The 22,696-nt window shown below is 51.0% G+C and carries 17 protein-coding genes; 1 reads left to right on the forward strand and 16 read right to left on the reverse strand.

The window, feature by feature from the left end:
* Positions 1-145: 145 nt before the first annotated feature.
* The 3 genes from QN379_RS15070 to fdnG are packed head-to-tail and all read right to left on the reverse strand — an operon-like array spanning position 146 to position 4,843.
* Positions 146-808: a formate dehydrogenase subunit gamma gene (locus tag QN379_RS15070; protein WP_322239042.1), complete on the reverse strand. Its 663-nt coding sequence runs from the start codon at positions 806-808 to the stop codon at positions 146-148.
* Positions 805-1,734 carry a formate dehydrogenase subunit beta gene (gene fdxH / locus QN379_RS15075; RefSeq protein ID WP_322239044.1) on the reverse strand — a complete coding sequence of 310 codons (930 nt, stop codon included), beginning with the start codon at positions 1,732-1,734 and terminating at the stop codon, positions 805-807. Before fdxH ends, QN379_RS15070 begins: the two co-directional genes overlap by 4 nt.
* A 37-nt stretch (positions 1,735-1,771) precedes the next feature.
* Positions 1,772-4,843 (reverse strand): formate dehydrogenase-N subunit alpha, encoded by a 3,072-nt coding sequence (gene fdnG, locus QN379_RS15080; protein WP_322239046.1) that lies wholly within the window; start codon positions 4,841-4,843, stop codon positions 1,772-1,774.
* A 554-nt stretch (positions 4,844-5,397) separates the two neighbouring features.
* Here fdnG and tkt point away from each other — a divergent pair.
* The gene (gene tkt / locus QN379_RS15085) at positions 5,398-7,473 is read left to right on the forward strand and encodes a transketolase (RefSeq protein ID WP_322239048.1); all 2,076 of its coding nucleotides are present in this window, start codon (positions 5,398-5,400) and stop codon (positions 7,471-7,473) included.
* 69 nt (positions 7,474-7,542) lie between these two features.
* Here the strand turns inward: tkt and QN379_RS15090 are convergent, their stop codons facing one another.
* The 13 genes from QN379_RS15090 to QN379_RS15150 all read right to left on the reverse strand — a co-directional run bounded on the left by QN379_RS15090 (position 7,543) and on the right by QN379_RS15150 (position 22,645).
* Positions 7,543-8,232: an HAD family hydrolase gene (locus QN379_RS15090; RefSeq protein WP_322239050.1), complete on the reverse strand. Its 690-nt coding sequence runs from the start codon at positions 8,230-8,232 to the stop codon at positions 7,543-7,545.
* The gene (gene zwf / locus QN379_RS15095; protein ID WP_323506998.1) at positions 8,229-9,674 is read right to left on the reverse strand and encodes a glucose-6-phosphate dehydrogenase; all 1,446 of its coding nucleotides are present in this window, start codon (positions 9,672-9,674) and stop codon (positions 8,229-8,231) included. The genes QN379_RS15090 and zwf overlap by 4 nt, the downstream gene beginning before the upstream one ends.
* The gene (gnd, locus tag QN379_RS15100; protein ID WP_322239055.1) at positions 9,674-10,756 is read right to left on the reverse strand and encodes a phosphogluconate dehydrogenase (NAD(+)-dependent, decarboxylating); all 1,083 of its coding nucleotides are present in this window, start codon (positions 10,754-10,756) and stop codon (positions 9,674-9,676) included. Before gnd ends, zwf begins: the two co-directional genes overlap by 1 nt.
* Positions 10,757-10,851: 95 nt before the next feature.
* Positions 10,852-12,264, reverse strand: a complete 1,413-nt coding sequence (gene otsA, locus QN379_RS15105; protein WP_322239057.1) for an alpha,alpha-trehalose-phosphate synthase (UDP-forming) — start codon at positions 12,262-12,264, stop codon at positions 10,852-10,854.
* 16 nt (positions 12,265-12,280) lie between these two features.
* The gene (locus tag QN379_RS15110) at positions 12,281-14,113 is read right to left on the reverse strand and encodes a glycoside hydrolase family 15 protein (protein WP_322239059.1); all 1,833 of its coding nucleotides are present in this window, start codon (positions 14,111-14,113) and stop codon (positions 12,281-12,283) included.
* A 1-nt stretch (position 14,114) separates the two neighbouring features.
* On the reverse strand, positions 14,115-14,900 hold the full coding sequence (gene otsB, locus QN379_RS15115) for a trehalose-phosphatase (RefSeq protein WP_322239061.1): 786 nt from the start codon (positions 14,898-14,900) through the stop codon (positions 14,115-14,117).
* 427 nt (positions 14,901-15,327) lie between these two features.
* The gene (locus tag QN379_RS15120; protein WP_322239063.1) at positions 15,328-16,749 is read right to left on the reverse strand and encodes an FGGY-family carbohydrate kinase; all 1,422 of its coding nucleotides are present in this window, start codon (positions 16,747-16,749) and stop codon (positions 15,328-15,330) included.
* Positions 16,718-16,894 carry an L-rhamnose mutarotase gene (locus QN379_RS15125; protein WP_322239065.1) on the reverse strand — a complete coding sequence of 59 codons (177 nt, stop codon included), beginning with the start codon at positions 16,892-16,894 and terminating at the stop codon, positions 16,718-16,720. Before QN379_RS15125 ends, QN379_RS15120 begins: the two co-directional genes overlap by 32 nt.
* A gap of 15 nt (positions 16,895-16,909) precedes the next feature.
* Complete coding sequence (locus QN379_RS15130; RefSeq protein WP_322240683.1) at positions 16,910-17,908, reverse strand: ABC transporter permease; 999 nt, start codon at positions 17,906-17,908, stop codon at positions 16,910-16,912.
* A gap of 5 nt (positions 17,909-17,913) precedes the next feature.
* Positions 17,914-18,948, reverse strand: a complete 1,035-nt coding sequence (locus QN379_RS15135; protein WP_322239067.1) for an ABC transporter permease — start codon at positions 18,946-18,948, stop codon at positions 17,914-17,916.
* Positions 18,936-20,546, reverse strand: coding sequence for a sugar ABC transporter ATP-binding protein (locus tag QN379_RS15140; RefSeq protein ID WP_322239069.1), 1,611 nt, complete (start codon positions 20,544-20,546; stop codon positions 18,936-18,938). Before QN379_RS15140 ends, QN379_RS15135 begins: the two co-directional genes overlap by 13 nt.
* 200 nt (positions 20,547-20,746) lie before the next feature.
* Positions 20,747-21,751, reverse strand: coding sequence for a rhamnose ABC transporter substrate-binding protein (gene rhaS / locus QN379_RS15145; RefSeq protein WP_322239071.1), 1,005 nt, complete (start codon positions 21,749-21,751; stop codon positions 20,747-20,749).
* An 87-nt stretch (positions 21,752-21,838) separates the two neighbouring features.
* Positions 21,839-22,645: a DeoR/GlpR family DNA-binding transcription regulator gene (locus QN379_RS15150; protein WP_322239073.1), complete on the reverse strand. Its 807-nt coding sequence runs from the start codon at positions 22,643-22,645 to the stop codon at positions 21,839-21,841.
* Between the last annotated feature and the right edge of the window lie 51 nt (positions 22,646-22,696).

Consider the following 22,696-nt stretch of genomic DNA (forward strand, 5'->3'; position numbering starts at 1 on the left):
GCAAGCTTATCGGCGGCAGACGCACCCAACTGACGCCACGTCGGCGTAGTTGAGCGCAATATCCATTTGCACATACTGAGGATACATTAACAGTTCAAATTGAAAAATCAACGTAAGTCGATATCAATCACCATAACACCTCACATCATGGTTGCTTTTTGACGCTTTCCTTAAACCAACGCGGGTGATGCTTTTTTGCCCAGCCGTAGGTGACCGTACCACGCACCATTGCACCCATCGAACCCTTGATCCAGAAACCTGCATAGATGTGAATGATGATACCAATGATCAGAACAAACGCACAAACAGCGTGCAATAACGCTGCTGCACGAATGACTGGGATCGGAAAGTAAAATGCAAAATACGCGCGCCAAATCACGATTCCGGATGCCAGCAAGCCTAGCATGCACACCACCAGTGTGAAGAATAACAACTTCTGCCCAGCGTTATAGCGACCGATTTCGGGCAGCTTGTCCTCGCGATTGGCGAGGACATCGTCAATTTGCTTCAACCACTGGACATCACCCTCTTCAAAGAAGTTGTGATGCCAAAAGCGCAATACAAGGAAGGCAAATGATACAAACATGACAACGCCAACAAAGGGATGCAGAATCCGCGTCCACTGCCCGCCTCCGAACAGTTCAGTCAGCCAAAACATGGCTGGATGAAACAGGGCCAATCCGGAAAGAGCCAGCAAAACGAACGTAATCGCTGTGATCCAGTGATTACTGCGTTCGTTGGGTGTGTAACGAAGGATCAGAGGCGTGGGCGTCTTGTGATCTTTCAACTCGTTCAACTCGGGATTCATCTTGGCTCTCCTTGCTGCTGCTCTTCCTGTATTTTACGAGCGGCTTCCTGGGCCTCGCGCTCTTCTTCCTCAGTCACTTCGGCAGGGCCGACGCGCGTGTAGTGGAAGAAACCTGACAACGCAGCCAGTGCGAGACCGGCAACAGCCAACGGTTTGGCGATACCCTTCCATAACGACACCATCGGACTAATGCGCGGATTGTTGGGCAGACCATGATAAAGAGACGGTTGATCCGCATGATGCAATACATACATCACATGCGTACCACCGACGCCAGCAGGATCGTACAAACCGGCCTTGTCGAAACCACGCGACTTCAGATCTTCAATGCGCTCTTCCGCATGCTGCTTCATGTCTTCTTTTGTACCGAACACAATGGCACCAGTCGGACAGGTTTTGACGCATGCAGGCTCTTGACCGACCGCAACACGGTCAGAACATAAAGTGCATTTATAAGCACGATGGTCCTGCTTCGAAATGCGCGGCACATCAAACGGACATCCCGCAATACAGTAGCCGCAACCGATACAATTTTCCTGATGAAAATCGACGATACCGTTGGTGTATTGCACGATGGCGCCAGGTGCCGGGCAAGCTTTCAGACAGCCCGGATCCTCGCAGTGCATACAGCCATCTTTACGAATTAGCCACTCAAGATTTGCATCCTGATTTTCATATTCCGAAAACCGCATCACGGTCCACGATTTATCGGTCAGATCACGCGGATTATCGTAAGTACCGCTCGTATCGCCAATTTCATCGCGCAGATCATTCCATTCCATACATGCGGTCTGACATGCTTTGCAACCGATGCATTTAGAGACATCGATCAGCTTTGCGACAGTTCCTGTGACGGGTTCCCGCACCGACGGCGGCTGTACCGTCGTCGCCGACAAGCGCCGGATATCAAGTGATTGCATTGACATCTTTAGTCTCCTCTTTCAGCACACGCTAGTAGTTTGCTCATGCTTTTTCCACTTTCACCAGGAAAGATTTGAATTCCGGCGTCTGGGAATTCGCATCACCGACTGACGGTGTCAGGGTATTGATCAGATATCCGGGCTTTGCAAGACCCGTAAATCCCCAGTGAATCGGGAGTCCGACTGTGTGCATCTTTTTGCCTTCAATCATCAAGGATTTGATACGTTTGGTCACTACAGCTTTGGCAATAATGTGTCCTCGCTTCGAACTGACGCGCACGCGCTCACCTGCTACGACGCCTACTTCTTTCGCCAGGTCTTCACCAATTTCGACAAATTGCTCGGGCTGAATAATCGCATTCAGCTTGGCATGCTTAGTCCAGTAATGGAAATGCTCGGTCAATCGGTAACTGGTTGCAATATGCGGATAATCCTCATGTTTTCCCAATTGCGCACGGTCCTGTGGAAAGACCCGTGCAGCCGGATTGCTGGTCGCCAACGGATTTTTCGGGTGCATCGGGTTATAGCCGAGCGGATTTTCAAATGGCTCGTAATGTTCTGGGAAAGGACCTTCCGCCATCGCACCTCGGGCAAAGAACCGCGCCACGCCCTCACCTAACATAATAAACGGACCCATCCCGTTTTCCGGTGGTTCGTCAGCCTTGAAGTCAGGGATATCAGGACCATTCCAAGCGGTGCCATTCCAGCCAATAAGTTTACGTTTGGCGTCAAATGGCTTGCCCTTCACATCGCAAGAAGCACGGTTGTACAACACCCGACGATTGAGCGGCCAAGCCCAAGCCCAGTTAAGGGTCTGGCCAATCCCGGTAGGATCGGTGTTATCACGGCGCGCCATCTGATTGCCCGCCTGCGTCCACGCACCGCAGAATATCCAGCAACCACTAGTCGTCGAGCCATCGTCACGCAACATGGCGAACGACGGCAATTGCTCGCCTTTCTTCGCCAGTAGCTTGGTCGGATCTTTTAGATCATACAAATCGACCAGCGCTTTACCGTTAAATTCCTTGGCCAGTTCTTCCGGCGTCGGACTTTCAGGATTAGCATAATTCCATGTCAGATTCACAATCGGGTCAGGAAACTTGCCGCCATCGCGTTTATACATCGTGCGCATGCGCAAAAATATGCCAGACATAATGTCCAGATCGCTGCGGGCTAAACCCGGTGGTTCCGATCCCTGCCAATGCCATTGCAACCAGCGCGCTGAACTGACCAGCGATCCACGCTCTTCCGCGAAACAGGTAGTTGGCAAACGGAACACTTCAGTTTGGATTTTAGCCGGATCGACGTCATGGAATTCGCCGTGTGGTTTCCAGAACTCAGCCGTTTCCACCGCAAGCGGATCCATCACCACTAGCCACTTCAGTTTAGACAGGGCTTCAGTAACTTTTTGCTTGCTCGGCGCAGAAGCAAGCATGTTAAAGCCCTGCGCGATGTAGCCGTTCATCTTGCCCTGATGCATCAACTCAATGGCCTGCAATAAGTCGTACGGCTTATCAAGCTTAGGCAAGTAATCGTAAGCCCAGTTATTTTCCGCAGTAGCGGCGTCGCCCCACCAGGTCTTCATAAAACTGACATGAAAACTGCGGTAGTTTTTCCAATAACTTAACTGATTAGGACGCAACGGTTTCGTCGCACGGGCAGCAATATAAGCGTCAAAATCCTGTTCTTTCTCGCCGGGCAACGTCATGTAGCCTGGCAAAAGGTTCGACATTAACCCCAAATCGGTCAGACCCTGGATGTTAGAGTGACCACGTAACGCATTCATTCCGCCGCCAGCGATACCGATATTTCCCAGTAATAGCTGGACCATTGCACCGGTACGAATAATTTGTGCGCCGGTCGAGTGATGCGTCCATCCCAAAGCGTACAAAATAGTACCTGCGCGATCCGGGGTGGCGGTCGAAGCCAATGCTTCGGCTACTTTATGAAATTTATCCGATGGCACACCGCAAATACGCTCCACCATTTCTGGTGTATAGCGCGAGTAGTGCGTTTTCATCAATTGATAAACGCAACGTGGATGCTGCAAGGTGGTATCGATTTTGGCAAAGCCATCGCTACCCATCTCGTAATCCCACGTGCTTTTGTCCGGATACCCGCCAGCCTTTTCGCTGTAACCGGAATACAAACCATCTTTGAACGCAAAATCATCACGCACAATGAACGGCATGTCGGTGTAATTGCGAACGTACTCGTGCTGAATCTTATCGTTCACCAACAAATAGTTGATGATTGCGCCAAGGAACACAATATCCGTACCGGTCCGGGTCGGGACATGATAGTCCGCCACTGACGCGGTGCGGGTGAAACGCGGGTCAACCACGATCAATCGCGCCTTGTTATGCGCTTTAGCTTCTGTTACCCATTTGAATCCGCAAGGGTGTGCTTCAGCGGCATTGCCGCCCATTACCAGGATCACATCGGCATTCTTGATGTCGACCCAATGATTCGTCATCGCACCACGGCCAAACGTCGGGGCAAGACCTGCCACCGTCGGTCCGTGTCAAACGCGTGCTTGATTGTCGAACGTTAACATTCCCAAACTACGAATTGTCTTGTGCGTCAAATAACCAACTTCGTTACTTCCCGCTGATGCTGCCAACATACCGGTGGTCAACCAACGATTGACGGTCGCACCTGCGGCATTTTTTTCAATAAAGTTTTCATCGCGATCTTTCTTCATCAGACCAGCGATTTTATCTAGCGCGTCGTTCCATGATATTTTCTGCCATTTGTCGTCGCCAGGAGCGCGATACTCTGGTGCAAGCAACCGACTCGGGCTATGAATAAAGTCAATCAGGCTTGCGCCCTTTGGGCATAACGTGCCGCGATTGACCGGATGATCCGGATCGCCTTCAATATGCAGAATGCTCGAGGAGACATTTTTTGCTCCGTCGCCCAGACCGTACATCAGAATGCCGCAGCCAACCGAACAGTACGGACATGTATTACGCGTTTCCGTGGTGCGAGAAAGCTTATATTGTCGAACTTCCGCCAACGCCGCAATTGGCGCAAAGCCAAGCAAAGCGAGACTGGAACCCGCCAGCGTCGAGCCAGTAACTTTAAGAAACTGGCGCCTTGATAGTTGAACCATGGTGAATGCCTCTAAATGGTTTCAAAAAAAAAATATGTACACAGGAAATATAAAAAAATATATCACGCTTTCACGGAACAGCGCGGGTCTTACGATAAATTGAAAAAGTGCGCTTTTATCCACGCGACAACGTAGGAAAAAATGCTATAAAGCAATGTTTTCCAAGAAAAATGTTTTCTTTTATGGAACAAACTGACAACAGAAAAGATTGCAAAAAGGTTGTCTGGAGGAATAACGTCACGCAGTACTGCACATTCCCCATTGATCTCTCAAATTGGGTGGAGCGCATTATATCCCTACAAGCCAAAGTAAGTATTTTTTCAACGTAAACGCCGAATTCGTTTGTTAGTTGCAGAGTACAACGCCTAAATTGCGGCTATCGCCCCGCTGTTTGTCGTTTTTTTAAACTATTTAATTAAACCCCTGTCTATTTTAACAATTCCCAACAAATTCACGACGGTTACGCCAATGTGCGTCCGTCGAGCTCTGTTAGTCACTCTTCGTTTTTAAATCTTCGCCTATTAGCGCCATTCAACCCATCAAGGAGCAGCTAAATGTCCTCAACATTTTCAGAAGTCGACGAGGCGTGTGTTAATACAATCCGTTTCCTGGCGGTCGATGCCGTGCAACTTGCCAATAGCGGTCATCCCGGCTTGCCACTCGATGCGGCACCGATGGCGTATGTTCTCTGGTCACAATTTCTCAAGCATCATCCAGCCAATCCCGATTGGTTCGACCGGGATCGTTTTGTCCTTTCGGCAGGGCATGGATCGGCACTCCTGTATAGCCTGATTCATTTGACCGGCTACGATCTACCGCTTGAACAAATGAAAAGGTTTCGCCAATGGGCCAGTTCCACGCCCGGCCACCCTGAACGCGGCGTCACGCCAGGCGTCGAGATGACAACCGGACCCCTCGGTCAAGGCTTTGGCAATGCCGTCGGCATGGCAATGGCCGAAGCACATTTCGCAGCTCACTATAACCGCGACGGCTATGAAGTCATCAACCACTACACCTATGGAATTGTGAGTGACGGCGACCTGATGGAAGGCGTGACATCCGAGGCTGCCTCTTTGGCTGGTCATCTGCAATTAGGCAAATTAATCTATTTGTATGATGACAACAACATGACGCTGTCCGCCAGCACCGAGATGACCTTCAGCGAGGATCGGGCGCAGCGCTTTGAGGCCTATGGCTGGCATACGCAGATCATTGCGGACGGCAACGACCTTTCAGCTATCGCGCAAGCACTCGCTAACGCTCGCTCAGAAACCCATCGTCCCTCCTTGATACTGGTGCGCACTCATCTTGGTTATGGCTCGCCCAACAAACAAGACACCTTTGAGGCGCATGGTTCTCCACTCGGCACCGAAGAAGTCCGCCTGACCAAACGTAATCTGGGCTGGCCCGAGGAACCAGCGTTCTACGTTCCCGATGCCGCCCGCGCACACTTTAAAGAAATAAATGATCGCGGCGAAAAGCGTGAAGCTGATTGGAACGCGACAATATCAGCCTATACAAAACAGTTTCCCGACCTAGCACAAGAATTACACCAACGTATGTCGGGCGGCGCAGGACAGCTTCCCGACGGCTGGGATGCCGCTATTCCACAGTTCCCCGCAGATGAGAAAGGAATGGCCACCCGGATCGCATCGGGCCAGGTAATGAACGCGATTGCTACACACTTTCCGGCATTGATTGGCGGCTCGGCAGATTTGGATCCATCGACCATGACGGCATTAAAAGGCTTCGGAGATTTTCAACCAGGTGGCGTCAGCGCTCGCGACCGACAGGGTTCGAACGGCGGGGGTTGGAGTCCTGATGGTCGCAATCTGCACTTTGGTGTGCGCGAACATGCCATGGGCGCGATCATGAATGGTATGGCAGGACATGGCGGCACAGTGCCATTTGGTGCGACATTTCTAGTTTTCTCCGATTACATGCGGCCATCGATACGCCTTGCCGCGCTATCAGAGTTGCAGGTAGTTTTCGTCTTTACCCACGATAGCATCGCGCTAGGCGAAGATGGGCCGACCCATCAGCCGGTGGAACAGCTTGCCAGCTTGCGTGCCATACCGCGGCTAATCGTGATTCGTCCAGCCGACGCGAACGAAACGGCTCACGCATGGCGCGTTGCAATCCAGTCAACTGATCGGCCCGTGGCACTCGTATTAACCAGACAGAATTTGCCAACACTCGACCGGATCCGGTTTGCTGCTGCCGAAGGCCTGCAACGCGGCGCTTACATTCTGGCCGATGCGCCTGACGGCCATCCCGACTTAATCCTGATCGCTAGCGGTTCGGAAGTAAAACTGATCATTGCCGCGCGGGAAGAATTGATGAAACAAAACATTCAGGCACGCGTGGTGTCGATGCCCAGTTGGGAGTTATTCGACGCCCAACCGCAGGAATACCGCGATACCGTCTTCCCGCCATCAAAGCCAAGACAACCAAGACTCGCGGTGGAGGCTGGCGTGGCACAGGGTTGGCATCGCTACATCGGTGATGACGGCGATATCATCTCGGTAGACAAGTTTGGTGCATCCGCAGCCGGAGACGTGGTGCTGCGAGAGTATGGTTTTACCGTCGAAAACGTCTGCCAGCGGGCCTTGGCTCTACTTCAACGTTAAGCCGGATTGCAATCTGTATGACCAGGATGGAAATGTGAAGCTAACCTCGCAAAGACGGGAAGCGTCAATTCACTTGTCCGAAAAAATCAATTCCCCATGTTGATAATCCAGCGCATTGATCAGATCACCAATACACTCAACCGTCAAATTCGCCGCCGGATAATTGACGATGTTTTCGGGGTCCAGAGCGTAATGACCTTGCCGCGGAAAGATAGTCGTTAATTGATTTTTCATGACGTTTTTCATGGCTGCCAGAATTCGTAATTTATCATCGATCATGACATAGTGCTGGGCCGGATAACGTCGTTGAAGGTCTTCCAGCATTTCCTCTTTATGAATATAGATCAGCACGCGACCATCGACAGCATCCCATAATCCTGAGCGTTGAATTTTGCGCGGCTGAAAAACCACGTCGCCATCCGAAAGAATGACAGTCGGTCCCCATTGCCCAACGTGGGCGATAGTCTCCAGCGCATTCGGATATAGGCGCGTGGCAAATGGATAGTCCACCAGAAATGCCGACATTTGTAAAAGACGCGGGTCATTCATACCGCCTGTTCGATAGCGTTGCAATGCCCCCAAATAGTCTGCGTATCCCAACTCGGTTCGCAACTCTTCAAAGATTTGCCAATAGCGGATACGGTTTGCTGCACCGAACTCTGCCTCCAGATGCGTTTGGAGATCAAACTGCACGCGGTCATTATCGAGCAACGTATTGTCGCAATCGAACAGGAAAACAATCTCACTTGGCGTTGTCATGGCAGCATGTCCTTAGATGTTGGGTTATGCCATTGATCGCTACCGGTCATCATTTTTTGCGCTGCATCCGGCCCCCATGTGTTCGACTCATAGACATCTATTGGTGCGGCATTGTGACTATTTTGTTCCGTCGCACTCTCCAAAACAGGATCAACGACGCGCCAGGCGGCCTCGACCATATCACCCCGTGTGAACAAGCCCGCATTGCCTTGAAGCGCATCGCCCAGTAGCCTTTCATACGGCGTCATTTCATCACCTGGATGGTGATGCGCGACCAATGCTGTCGCTGTGCCAATCATCGCTTCGCCGGGTAGTTTGGTCCTCGCTCCTAATGCGATCTTCATATCAGGGCCGAGTCGAAAAATGAAATAATTTGGGTGATTTGACCCAGTTTTGTCGAAGACAGTTTTCGCCGGTGATTTAAGTTCGATCATCACTTCAGTGCACGTCACCGGCAATTCCTTACCAGCGCGAATATAAAACGGCACGCCCGCCCAGCGCGGATTATCGATATGCAAACGCAGGGCTGCAAACGTCTCAACCTGAGAGTTCGGCGCCACGCCTGGCTCATCCAGGTATCCGCGGAACTGCCCTTTTATTACTTCCGACGGTTCTAATGGACGCATCGCGCATAATACCCGCAGCTTTTCATCGCGGATGGCATCCTGCGCAGAATCGGCGCTGACGTCTTTCACTTCAGTTAGGTCGTTTTCCGGCACTTCCATCGTCAACAACGCCAACACTTGAAGCATGTGATTTTGCACCACGTCGCGGATGGCTCCTACTTCTTCGTAAAAAGCACCACGACCCTGGACGCCGAATTGTTCGGCCATCGTGATTTGGACGCTGGCCACATAATCGCCATGCCAGATCGGCTCAACAAATGTATTAGAAAATCTAAAATACAGCAGATTTTCGACCGGCTCTTTACCCAGATAATGATCAATTCGGAAAATGGCCTCCTCAGCAAAGGAAGCCAGTAATGTCCGGTTGAGTGCTTGCGCTGACGCAAGATCGCGTCCAAATGGTTTTTCGATGATCACACGCGCATTATTAGCGCCGCCCGATTTGGCAAGCCCTTCAGTAACCGGCCCGAACATACTTGGCGGCACCGCAAGATAGTAGAGCGGCCGCACCGCTTTACCCAACACCTTACGTAGTTGAGTGTACGTCGCGTCGTCTTGGTAATCGCCGCTGATATACTGAAGGCGGGCCGATAGTTTTGCGAAGGCATCGGCATCGAAACTGCCATTTTTTTCTATACTGTCACGCGCGCGTTCACGTAATTGATCGTCAGTCCAGTCGGACTTAGCTACGCCGATAATCGGAAGGTCGAGATGACCATGCTTAATCATCGCTTGCAAGGCAGGAAAAATCTGCTTGTAGGCAAGATCACCAGTAGCACCGAAAAAAACAAACGCGTCAGAATGCGATACTGTCATCATTCCTCCTGCCGCTTATTCGACACGATTTTTGTGATGCCACGCTTGGCGGCGGATGTCTCTGCGGCGGTCGATGGCTTTTCAATATGGCCGCCGAACCCCTGTCGCATCGCCGACAACACCTTATCGGCAAAATCGGCTTCGCCACGCGAACTGAAGCGCTCAAAAAGAGCGGCACTCAGTATCGGGGCCGGCACGGCTTCATCAACCGCTGCAGTAATCGTCCATCGCCCTTCCCCAGAATCAGAGACCCGACCGGCATAATTTTCTAGTGCAGGATCAGCGACGAGTGCACTTGCCGTCAGATCCAATAACCACGAGCCGATAACGCTTCCACGACGCCATAATTCGGCGATCTCAGGAAGATCTATCTCATATTGATAATATTCGGGATTGCGTAGCGGTGTAGTCTCGGCGTCGACATCGCCCTTTTGCAGCCCAACGTTCGCGTGCCGCAGAATATTCAAGCCTTCTGCGTACGCGCCCATGATGCCGTACTCGACACCGTTGTGGACCATCTTGACGAAGTGGCCCGCGCCTTGCGGCCCGCAGTGCAAATAACCTTGTGCCGCAGTGCTGTTTGCATTGTCGCGCCCAGGTGTGGGAGAGGCAGCAGCCGAACCCGGCGCGAGCGTCGCAAAGATCGGATCAAGATGGATGACGATTTCTTTTTCGCCACCAATCATCAAACAATAGCCACGATCTAAACCGGCCACACCACCGCTGGTCCCAACATCCACATAATGAATCTGTTGTGATGTCAACTCTTTCCCGCGTCGGATATCGTCATGGTAGTAGGAATTGCCGCCATCAATGATAATGTCACCGGCATCGAGTAAAGGCGCTAATAACGCAAGATCCTGATCGACCAAAGCCGCCGGAACCATCAACCAGATAACCCTTGGCTTCTGTAATTTGGCGACCAGATCGTCAAGCGACGATGCCCCGCTGATGCCAGGGCTTAAAAGATTGTTGATCGCCTCTTCCCTGACATCGTATACCACGCATTCGTGATCACCTTTTTGCAGCCGCCGCACCATATTGGCGCCCATGCGTCCCAACCCAATCATGCCAAGTTGCATTGTGAACCTCCTTATTTAAAGGACCGTTCAGCGGAATCTGCAGGTATTTTATGATCGATGGGCGATGGTTGATGTCCACTCTTCAACCAACCTGCCTAATCGGCTACCGATTGCCCCGCTGGCAAATCCAAATTGGCTAATGTTTCAAGAAAAGTATTGCACCACCAATGTACGTCCTGTTCTTTGATGCGACGTAGCAATACTTCGTGTCGATTCTGACGTTCCTCCAGAGGCATTTGCAAGGCTTGTTGAATGACTTGCGCAGTGTGCTCAATATCATAGGGATTGACCATCAAGGCTTCTTTAAGTTGCTCTGCCGCTCCGGCAAATCGCGACAAAACCAATACCCCCGGATCTGAGGGATCCTGGGCGGCAATAAATTCCTTTGCGACCAGATTCATGCCGTCGCGCAACGGTGTGACCAGGCCAACACGACTGGCGCGATATAAGCCAGGCAACCGTTTGCGCGCAACCGTACGATGGATGTAACGAATCGGCATCCAGTCCAACTCACCAAAATCACCGTTAATGGAACCGCACAAATTTTCCATTTCCGTGCGAATATTGGCATAAGCATCAACATCCTCCCGACTTGGCGACGCAATTTGAATCAACGTCGCGCTGTTCTTATTCTCAGGAAATCGTGTAAGTAGTTCGCGGAATGCGCGAATACGTTGTGGCAGTCCCTTGGAATAATCCAGTCGATCAACGCCGACCAATAATTGGCGGCGAGAATATTCCTCTCGCAATCCGCGGAACATTTGATTACCTTCTTTGGTTTCCGCCATACGAGTCAGCTCACCGACATCGATACCAATCGGAAATGAGCCCGCTTGTACCGTACGATCAAAGGCGCGGTAACGTCCATCGGACAACACTTCTGCGTGTGCTTCACTTTGCACATAGTGGGAAAAATTTAAAAGATCGGCGTCACTTTGGAAACCCAACAGATCATAAGCAAAGAGCGTACGCATCAACCATTCCTGATGCGGAATTGCCGCCGTAATAAGTGGTGGTGGCATGGGAATATGCAGAAAAAATCCCATACGATTGCGGCATCCCATAGCGCGTAAATTTGCCGCTAGAGGAATAAGATGATAATCGTGTACCCAGATTTGATCGTCCGGTTTCAGCAATGGCAGCAACTTGCGCGCAAACAATTCGTTTACCCGACGATAGCCCTCTGCGAAACCCGGTTCATAATTCCCCAGATCCAGCCGATAATGAAACACTGGCCACAACACACCGTTAGCGTATCCAAGATAATACGCATCGTGATCCTTACGACTCAAATCAACCGTCACCAGCGTGATATTGCCTGCTTCCTCTGTATGGAGCTTACCTTCCCCCTGAACTCCGCCCTCAGCTTCTTCGATTATTTTTCCGCTCCAGCCAAACCAGAGAGCGCCAGTTTGTTTCATACTTTCCCCGAGCGCTACCGCTAGGCCTCCAGCAGCAGGCTTACGCGGATCGGCAACCCGATTTGAAACAATAACGAGACGTGACATAGTTTTCCTTAGAGGCTTAAATTGCAGTATCCCATGGAGCAGAAAGCCGCACAGCACAGTTAATCAGTCCTACCATTGAGTAGGTCTGAGGAAAATTTCCCCACATTTCACCAGTAACCGGATGCGTATCTTCAGACAGCAATCCCAAATGATTGCGCGCCTTCAGCATCGTTTCAAAAATTTCACGCGCCCGCTCTTTACGGCCAATCCGCGCCAACGCGTCAATCCTCCAAAACGTGCAAATATTGAATGCAGTTTCAGGTTTCCCAAAATCGTCCGGTGCCTCGTAACGGCGCATATAAGGACCATCGCACAAAGAGCGCTCCAAAGCGTCAACGGTAGCGATAAATCGCGGATCCATCGGATCGATAAAATTCACTTCGGCCATCAGCAAAACGCTGGCATCCAAATCACGTCCGCCCAGACTTTCGGCAAAAGCCTGCCGTTCTTCGCTCCACGCATCGCGCAATAGGTGTTCACGAATAATCGTGGCACGCGCCTCCCAATGTGCAGCGCGCTCGGTCAAACCAAGCGCATGCGCGATTTTGGACAGTCGGTCGCAGGCGGCCCAACTCATCAATACCGACGAGGTATGTACCCGCGCACGGGAGCGTAATTCCCACATGCCGGCGTCAGGCTCGGCATAGACTTTAAAGGCTTGTTCGCCAACTGCCTCAAGATTGATAAACTCGGCAATACCTGCGCGATTGAACAGGCGCTGATCGAGAAATGCCTGAGTCGCCCCCAAAATGATATTGCCGTAAACATCGTGTTGATAATGTTCCTGCGCCTGATTGCCAACACGAACGGGTGTATGACCACGATATCCTGGCAAATGATCGACGATCAACTCTGGCAGCATCTCTTCCAGCCCGATTCCGTACAACGGCTGAATATGACCACCTTTAGAACGCGCCACAACGTTGGTCAGCCAGCGCATGTAATCTTCCATCGTGCCAACTTCGGACAAACTGTTTAGCGCGCGCACGACAAAAAATGCATCGCGCAGCCAGCAATACCGATAATCCCAGTTACGACTGCTTCCTGGTGCCTCGGGAACGCTGGTCGTCATGGCTGCGATGATCGCACCAGTATCCTCATATAACGACATTTTGAGCGTGATCGCCGCCCGAATAACAACGTCCTGCCATTCCAATGGCACAGCAAGGCGTCGGCTCCATGTACGCCAATAACGAATCGTTTCTTTTTCGAACATGCGCGCAGTATCTTCGATCCCTTCCGCCAATGTCTCGTCAGGGCCAAGCAGGAAGTTTGCGGTTTGATCCAGTACAAAAAACGATTCTGTCAGGATGTAACTGAGTGAAGTGTCGGTATTGAGGCGCAGTGTGGTTGCGGCCCCGACATAACGTATGTGATGACTACCTTGCGTGACGGTGGGTATCTGCCTTCCCCAGTCAAAACGTGGTCGGAGCCTCACTCTAATGCGTACTGCGCTATCTAACGGACGCACGCGACGAACTAACATGAGTGGTCGATACATGCGATCCCGACTCATAAAACGCGGCGCTACGTCCGTGATTTCGATGCCGCGCCCGTCAGTATCGAATAATCGGGTGTGCAACACAGCGGTATTTGGTTCGTAGAATTGCTCGGATCGGGCAAAATTCTCGATTTCAATACTCCACAAACTGCCATTCTCGGATTCATCAAGCAAAGCGTTAAACACCGGGTCACCGTCAAAGCGTGGGAGACAACACCACACCATGCGCCCCATCTCATCTACCAATGCGCTTAACGCGCAATTTCCAACAACCCCGCAAGCAAGCGTCGATGTACTGCGTTTTGGATCATTGATGGGCGCTGATGATTCAGCATAATTTTTTGTCATATCAACATCCTTTGGATAATATCTGAGCCAATTGCGCAACACTGGCCAGCTCGGCACGCAATGCGCGGGGTGACGCGATGCGATAACGTGCGACGCTGGCGCCTTCGCCTATTTTGATTCCTATCCCGCCCACTTGTTGTACATAGGCAAAGCCAATCTCGTCAGTTGTATCATCGCCGGCAAACACCGGACGCGTGCCAGCAAAAGGCGACTCGGTCAAAAAATCGCGAATGGCAGTGCCTTTGGTGATGGTTGCAGGTTTCACCTCAAACACCATTTTTCCATGCAACAAAACCATGCCAGGACAATCGCGAAGCGCAAAGAGCAGTTCTGATTCACAGAGCGCCTCAAGCTCGGGGGCTTGACGATAATGCAATGCAAGAGTCCCGCGTTTTTGCTCCACACGCAACCCTGAATAACTCGCGGCGAGACGCACCGCGCAGGCCTGAACGGCAGAAAATGTGGGAGTAGTCGCGTAATGTAAAACGCCGTCAGCATCGCGACGTTCTATGCCGTGTACACCTGCGACTGGTAATATTAACGGTGCGAGCATCGCATCAATCTGCGAAATAGGACGGCCTGACACAATCGCCAAGCGTCCATCGAGATGATCACGGATATGCTGTATGGAATCAATTAATTCTGGTATGACAACGACTTCTTCTGGCGTGGGCGCCAGATCGACAAGGGTGCCGTCGAAGTCGAGAAAAAGAGCGCATGCGCCCAGATTGCCTAAGTTAAATGTTGATTGCGTATCTATAAGTTCCGTAGGATCTGCGTTTTTCATTTCTGGATGATCCCAGTGAATAGAGCGAAAATGGTAACCCTTGTAACGTGGTTGCGGTTAAATGGAATTGCCTGAAGCTGCGCTGAACTGCGCGAAGCAAATTGCTATTTTCGTTAAAAAACCACATCGGCGATGCTTGTTCGCTAAAAAAATATGCAAATTACATCACTTCAGTTCGAGCAGCTTTTTGATAGTTTAGTTCACAATTATTTTGGAACGGCTGCTAACAGCGGATAAAAAGAGAAAGACAAAGAGAAAAAACATTGCTGGCCCTTGGTCTAGCCAGACACTTGCCGATTGAGAAGCTACTTCATTAAATAGAGTGCCAGCGAACAGAAAGCGCTAACCACATTTGCGAACTACGATGCCATAAGGATACCGCAGGAAGCAACAAAGTGCTGGCCACTCACTATTTAAGATAAATCGATTAGGCGTGCGGTAGAAGTGCGCGCCAACAATCTCGGTAGTCTGCCAATCCAGCCAGTTCCGTCGAAAGCGGCGTCGACTTGGTTACCGTTCCGTCAACAATATCCAGCGTAGAAGGCCAATGTTGCAACATCCATCCGCCGCACGTCGTACCGCTGGAATCCTCTGAAAAAGACACTGCTTGTTGTGGGCGTAATATCCCAAGCAAGGCCGAGAAGAAGGGGTTATCAGTAAAACTGCCCTCCACCACTATCGGCCCCGCAGATTTCAGCGCGTCCAAACAATAATCCGTCATCAGCACGCAATACAGCGTAGCAAGCGCATAGCGCTCTTCATCTGACTGTGGCAAGGTTCCGCAGATGGTGCCGTTCTGCCCCGAAAAAGGGCCGCCGGACTCCGCAAAACAAGGCAGCGCCAACGTATTTTGGTTGAGCAGATGCTGCAAGTCATGGAGGCTGCATAATGTCGGTTCTGAACCAGCAATTGCAGAAAATTCGCGGCCGCCCATAAAGCGCATACAGGCCACGGGATCGCCTAACGCGTTGACATTGGCCAGCATGTCGGATCGCTCATTCAAACCATCAAGCGACGCACCCAAGGCGGCAACAATAACCCACGTGCCAGTTGATAACACCGATCGTTGCGTTGTATCCCCCACTGCTCCAAAATACCGCAACAGCGATGCATTGCTATCATGGATGCCACACAGAATCTTGCAATCGGTCGGCAAGCCAGTCCGCGATGCCAAATCGCCATGCAATGGGCCGAGTGCGGTCCATGCATCACGCATCGGCGGAAAGCGTTTTTCCCAACCTAACCGCCTAACCAGCGAGGAATAACCACCCGCTAACGGTTGCCACAAATCAGTGTGACATCCAAGCGACGTTATTTCGCTTGCTGCGATACCAGACAATCGCCACGCCCAATATTGCGGATAATTCAGGATGTAGCGTGCGCGAGCAAACTCAGCCGGATAGCGACGTGATAACCAAAATAGTTGACGCCCCAGATTTAATCCTGCGCCCAGATTAGGTGAAAACGTTTCGGAAAAAGGCGGTCGCACGCTCTCGTAGTGCCAATCACATTCCTGCGGCAACACAGACTCATAATCCAGCACCGGCAACACCAATCCAACGGCGTCGACTAGCGCAGCGGTAGCACCATGGGTAACGGGGACGATAGCGAGAATATGTGCGGTGTGGGAAAATACTTGCAACGTATTGAGCAACCAATCCCAGATGCGCTCAGTGTCATGGTGCGGATAAGGCCCACTATGGACGATGGCATTGGCACAACGTTGCTCAGCGAGTGTCTTGCCGCTGGCATCCAGCAACGTCAATTTGACATTGGTTTTGCCGATGTCCAAAACAACGGTTGCGTTGTTGATGCGCTTAAAAGGCTTGATGAGATTGTCGGAAGGCATAGTTCAGGACAATAAAGATGCTGTAATCGCGCATACAAGCATTGGATAACAATACTATCAACTCAGGCCAGATCGAGTCATGGCGGCGTTTGTATTCGCGGACATTTCCAACCTTGAACTGCATTTTGAAGGCAATTATTTCCATCGATTGTTAGTAATTTTATTTGCGCAGCAAGCGCGGCAATGCAATGGTGATCAGCAGCAGCAGGCCGACAACGATTGTCATAATAATCCCAGGAATATTGGCTAATGCCAACCCGTACGTGACCATACCAAGTGTCAACACGGCTAGAAACACGCCGCCAATACTACCCGCGCCACCAGCGATACTGACGCCACCCAAGATCACCATAGTAATGATTTCAAGCTCCCATCCAAGCGCAATGTTGGGGCGCGTGCTGCCAATCCGTCCAGTCAACAAAAAACCTGACAGACCAGCCATTGCGCCCGTCAACATAAACAACGCCAAACGGTAACGATTCACAGCGATCCCGGAAAATCGTGCGGCAACCGGATTATTACCGATAGCGTACATTTTCCGTCCCCAACTGGTGGCATGTAGCAGGACCGCAAACACTATCGCGAAAACAAGTAACACCACAAACTCACGCGGAATCACCTCGAAGAAATATCCTTGTCCCCAATCCACCAACAATTGCGGATAACCGGTAAATGCCTGATCACCCAAAATTACACTGGACAAGCCGCGAAACAGAGATACAGTCCCGATCGTGACCACAATGGAGGGCAACGCAAAGCGGGTAACCAAAAATCCATTTAACAATCCACACGCTGTGCCAGTCGCAATAGCGACAAACAGCAATCCCGGCGCTGGCATGCCATAGTGATGCGCAAGACCCATTGCCACTGACGACAAGGCGAGTATGCCCGAGACTGAAATATCAATCTCCCGACAGATGATGAGCAACGCCATCGGCAATGCAATCAACGCCTTCTCACTAAAATTAAACGTACTATCTGCGAGGTTATAAAAATCAAAGAAGTGCGGCAACAGAAAGCTATTCGCAACAAATACCACAACAAACAGGATCGCTAACAGCGTTTCCCAGCGCGCCATTACGCCGCCTATCCTAAAGCCTTGTCGGTCCTGGATGGTGTAACGGGATGTCGCTGTCGAAGGCAATGGCGCCGTGTTCATCGTACTCACACTGTTTCCCTTACTGTCGATTGGCCGGATTGAACGGATGGAGGCGGTTGCCGGGAAGGATCAAGCGACTGCAGCGACAATATCTGTCTACCGTTTTTGGTATTGCCACGGGCATTGATCACCACGGCGGTCAGAATCACGATACCGGTCAATGCGCTCTGCCAGAACGGCGATATCTTTACAATCGGCAAAGCGTTATTGATCACCGATAGGAATAAGGCACCCAACACCGCACCGGCGACACTACCGACACCGCCCGCAATACTGATACCACCAATTACACACGCTGCAATAACGGTGAACTCAAATCCATAAGCGATTTCGGTATACGCTACGGCATAGCGCGCAACCCACAAATATCCGCACAGACCGGCCATCATGCCCGAGAGTCCGTACGTCCAAAGTAAGCGTTGAGAAATCGCAATACCGACGTAGCGCGCAGCCACCGGTTGATTGCCGATGGCATATAAGTCTCTTCCAAAATGTGTGTAGCGGGCAATAAACCACATGACGATAATCGCAATCGCTGCCAACCAAACCAGATGCGAGACACCAAGAAAATGGGTCAGTGGAAACGCGATAAACGCTGCGGGCATTTGCCGCGACGACACCCATGCACCGCCGGAAAGCACGAATACCAGGCCACGATAGACGCTCATCGTGCCTAAAGTAACGACAATCGGCGGTAGATTCAGATAACCAATCAGCCAACCGTTAATCAAGCCCAGAAACAGACCAATACCAAGTGCCACCAGAATGATCACTGCCACCGACAAATCAGGGAATTTGGACGCCAACAGTGCCGTCATCATTCCCGATAGCGCAAGATTTGACGCAATCGACAAATCAATACCACGCGTGACAATGACGAACATCTGGGTCAACGCCAGCATCACCAATAACGTGCTATCGGTCAGCAGATTAGACATGCTCGAGGCACTCAGGAATATCGGCGCACGCAACCCGACCACACCAATCAGTAACAAGATCAGCAACGCCAGCAGCGCTTCACGATTTTTTAGTAAGCGCATACAGTTTCCTCTGCGGAATACGCACTACCGGATGCAGTGGCAACCACGTTTTCGGGTGTCGCTTGGGCCCTCGTAAATATTTTTTTGATGTGACCTTGGTGCATGACCACAATTCGATCAGCCATACCCAGTACTTCCGGCAATTCAGACGAGACCAGAATCACCGATAATCCCTTCGACACCAGTTCACTGATAAAAGTATGGACCGCTGCTTTAGAACCAATATCAATCCCCTTGGTCGGCTCATCCAGAATAATCACCTTTGGATCGGTCGCGAGCCATTTTGCCAGCACCACTTTTTGTTGATTGCCACCGGATAGTTCCGATACCATTTGGGTAAAATGCCCCGCCTTCAATTCCAGCTGTTCGCTAAAATGACGTGCAATAGCCGTTTCTTTGGCACGTCGACCCGACAGAAAAAAACCAATTTTGGATAGGATCGGCAATGTGATGTTGTGGACAATTGGAAGCGATAAATGTGCGCCCTGATGCTGCCGATCCTCCGGTACATAGGCGATTCCATGGGCAATAGCGTCGCTGGTGGAATGGATAGTAATCGCCTTTCCGTGCAGCTTCACCGTACCGGTAACCTCAGGCGTCAGTCCAAATAGCGCCTGCATGACTTCAGAGCGCCCGGCACCCACCAGACCATAAAAACCGACAATTTCACCTTGTTGCACCGAAAAGTTCACTCCGTTAAATTCGGTCGGATGACAAAAATTTTCCACCTCAAGTATTGTCGGACCTAGCGCAACTTCAACTTTTGGAAAGACCTGATGAATCTCACGGCCGACCATCAACGCCACCAATTCCGGCTCGGCAATATCGGCAAGCGCGCCCGCAGCCACAAAATGGCCGTCACGTAATACCGTGTAACGATCAGCCACTGCGAAAATCTCATCAAACTTATGGGAGATAAAAATAACCGCCGTTCCGGCATCGCGCAATTGCCGGATGATCCGATACAGTTCGTGAATTTCGCGTTGCGACAATGACGCAGTGGGCTCATCCATAATGACTACACGCGCGTTTTGCGAGAGTGCACGGGCGATTTCAACGAAATGGCGTTGTGCAACGCTCAAATCTTTAACGCGAGCGCGCACCGGCAAAGTGACTTCCAGACGTGCGAATAATTTTTCCGCTTCTGCCTCAATGAAAGCCCAATTAATCCGGGGTGGGAATCCATGTTGCGGCTGACGACCAATAAAGATATTTTCCGCCACAGTGAGTTCATCGAACATGACGGTTTCCTGATGAACCGCTGTGATACCTGCATGCATCGCCGCCTGGGGATTGGCAAACGAAACCAGTTTTCCAGACAGATGGATCGTGCCGCCATCGGCTTGGTAAATCCCGGTCAACGTCTTCACCAGCGTCGATTTTCCAGCACCATTTTCACCAATCAGCGCCATCACGTCTCCGGCGCGGACCGTTAGTCCTACATCATCCAGCGCAACAACGCCATGAAAACGTTTGCAGATACCGGATAACGTCAGCACCGGCGGTGTATCGGACGACGTCAGATCGGATCGCGTCAGATCGGATCGCGCCAGATCGGATGGCGCGGGATAAGTGTTTGGCGCAGCGTTCAAGGGCATATTCATTTCATAAATAATAGGGAACAAGCGCCGCGCCTGATGCAACTATGCGAGCGTTTCGAGCAGCGCAAGACAATCAAACCTCATCCTGTGAACGTAGTTGCAGCTAATACTGCAACCACTGTTCAGAAACCCCTACACTACGACGTTATTGCATAATATTGATGCGCACGGCAAAATCGATAAGCCCGATTTGATTGTCAAAATATTTTGGCAAACTTGTCGACGTTATCTTTATCGTAGGTAAATGGCGGCGCTAACGCAGCTTCATTGTTAACATCAAGCGTAATCTTACCCATCCGTCCGACCGCGATACTCGCACCCGGTTTAGAAACGGCTTTTCCCTTGACGAAATCGTAAGCAGCATAGGTCGCCGCATAACCGAGATCAATTGGGTTCCAGATCGCAAAGCTTTTCACCGCCCCACTCTTCACATGACCAGCCATTTCAGACGGCAAACCGAGTCCTGTGACAAATACCTTGCCAACCAAATGTTCATCCACCACGGCTTTACTGGCTGCATTGATACCAACGGTAGTCGGGGCAATAATCGCCTTCAGATTTGGATTGCTACGCAACAAGCCAATTGCTTCTCGATAGCTCTTGTCTGATTGGTCATCGCCATAGACGGTCGCAACCAGCTTTATCTTCGCGTACTCGGGTTTCGCCAAGACCTTTTTCATTTCGCCAATCCAAATATTCTGGTTGGTTGCCTGAGCGGTGGCCGACAGAATTGCCACTTCACCGGCTCCGCCAATCGCGTCAGACGCCATCTGAATTTGTTTCAAACCGATCAATTGCGCATTGGATGGATTGAGTTGCATCAACCGCCCATCTTTTGCGATACCGCTATCAAAAGAAACCACTTTGATACCGCGTTGCATCGCTTTTTTAGTAATCGGCACCAGCGCGTTGGCATCATTGGCTGAGATCACGATAGCGCTTACTTTTTGGCTGATCAGAGAGTTGATGATCTCAATCTGGCCTTCCGCTGTTGGCGTGGTTGGGCCGGTATAAATAATCTCAACATCCCCAAGTTCTTTCGCGGCCTCTTTTGCGCCCTCATGGGCAGCGTCAAAAAAACCATTGCCGAGGCTCTTTACCACCATCGCGATCTTTATTTTTTCGGCCGCCTGGACGCTGTTCACCAAGCCGCCGATCATGCCGACGGTCAACGCGGCGAGCAATATTTTTTTTAGTTTCATTGCGATGTCTCCTGTGATAAATACGACTGTGGACCGAATGTCTTCCAGCCTTGTTAAATCAATGTTTTTTGGGGCAATTTTGTTGAATCAATCCTGCATTGCATTCATCGGTACTTTTTCCGGCGTCACGGTAATCACCTTCACACCCGCCTGTTCCAGCATCTGGATCGCGGCATCTGACGCGCCCGTATCGGTGATGACGCAAGCCACGCGGTTAAGACCGCATAAGATCAATCCTGCTTTGCGTGCAAACTTTGAACTGTCGGCCAGTACAATCAATTCTTCGGTCTGACTGATCAGGCGCTTTTCGGCCTGAATCAAAAGTGGATCGACCTCCATCAAACCCAGCATCGACAATCCGTAGACGCCCATGAACATTTTTGCCGCGTAGTGATGTTGGGTAATATCGTTATCGAATGGACTAAGGATGACGTTTTGCTCACGGTAGACCTTGCCGCCCGGCAGAATGATTTCATTTTCGCTCGACATTAATAGGCGCTCTGCCATCAAAAACGAATTAGTCAAAATTTTCAGGCGTTTTTCGGCAAGAAATTCCACCATCATGTAAGTCGTTGTGCCGCCATTGATAATGATGGTTTCGCCAGCGGCGCACATGTTTGTGGCATATCTGGCGATAGCGCGTTTTTCTGCGGAAAAACGTTCTATATTGTTTTGAAAGGTTTCGCCAGACAAGGCAAATGCACGTTTTTTTTGCGGCAGATTCTCTGCCCCGCCACGGGTTCGGGTCAACAGATTACGTTCAGCAAGCCAGGCGATATCGCGCCGCACGGTCGCTGGCGACGAATTCAGCCAATCAACCAATTGCTCTACGCTGACCGTGTTGTGCTCGGCGAGTAACTTCAGCAAGCCTTTACGGCGCTTGTGGTTCACCATTCACGCACCATCGCTGATCGGCCACAGCGCATCAGCGCATTTTGGTATCGC

It is taken from the genome of Glaciimonas sp. Gout2 (assembly GCF_035018905.1).
GTDB lineage: Bacteria > Pseudomonadota > Gammaproteobacteria > Burkholderiales > Burkholderiaceae_D > Glaciimonas.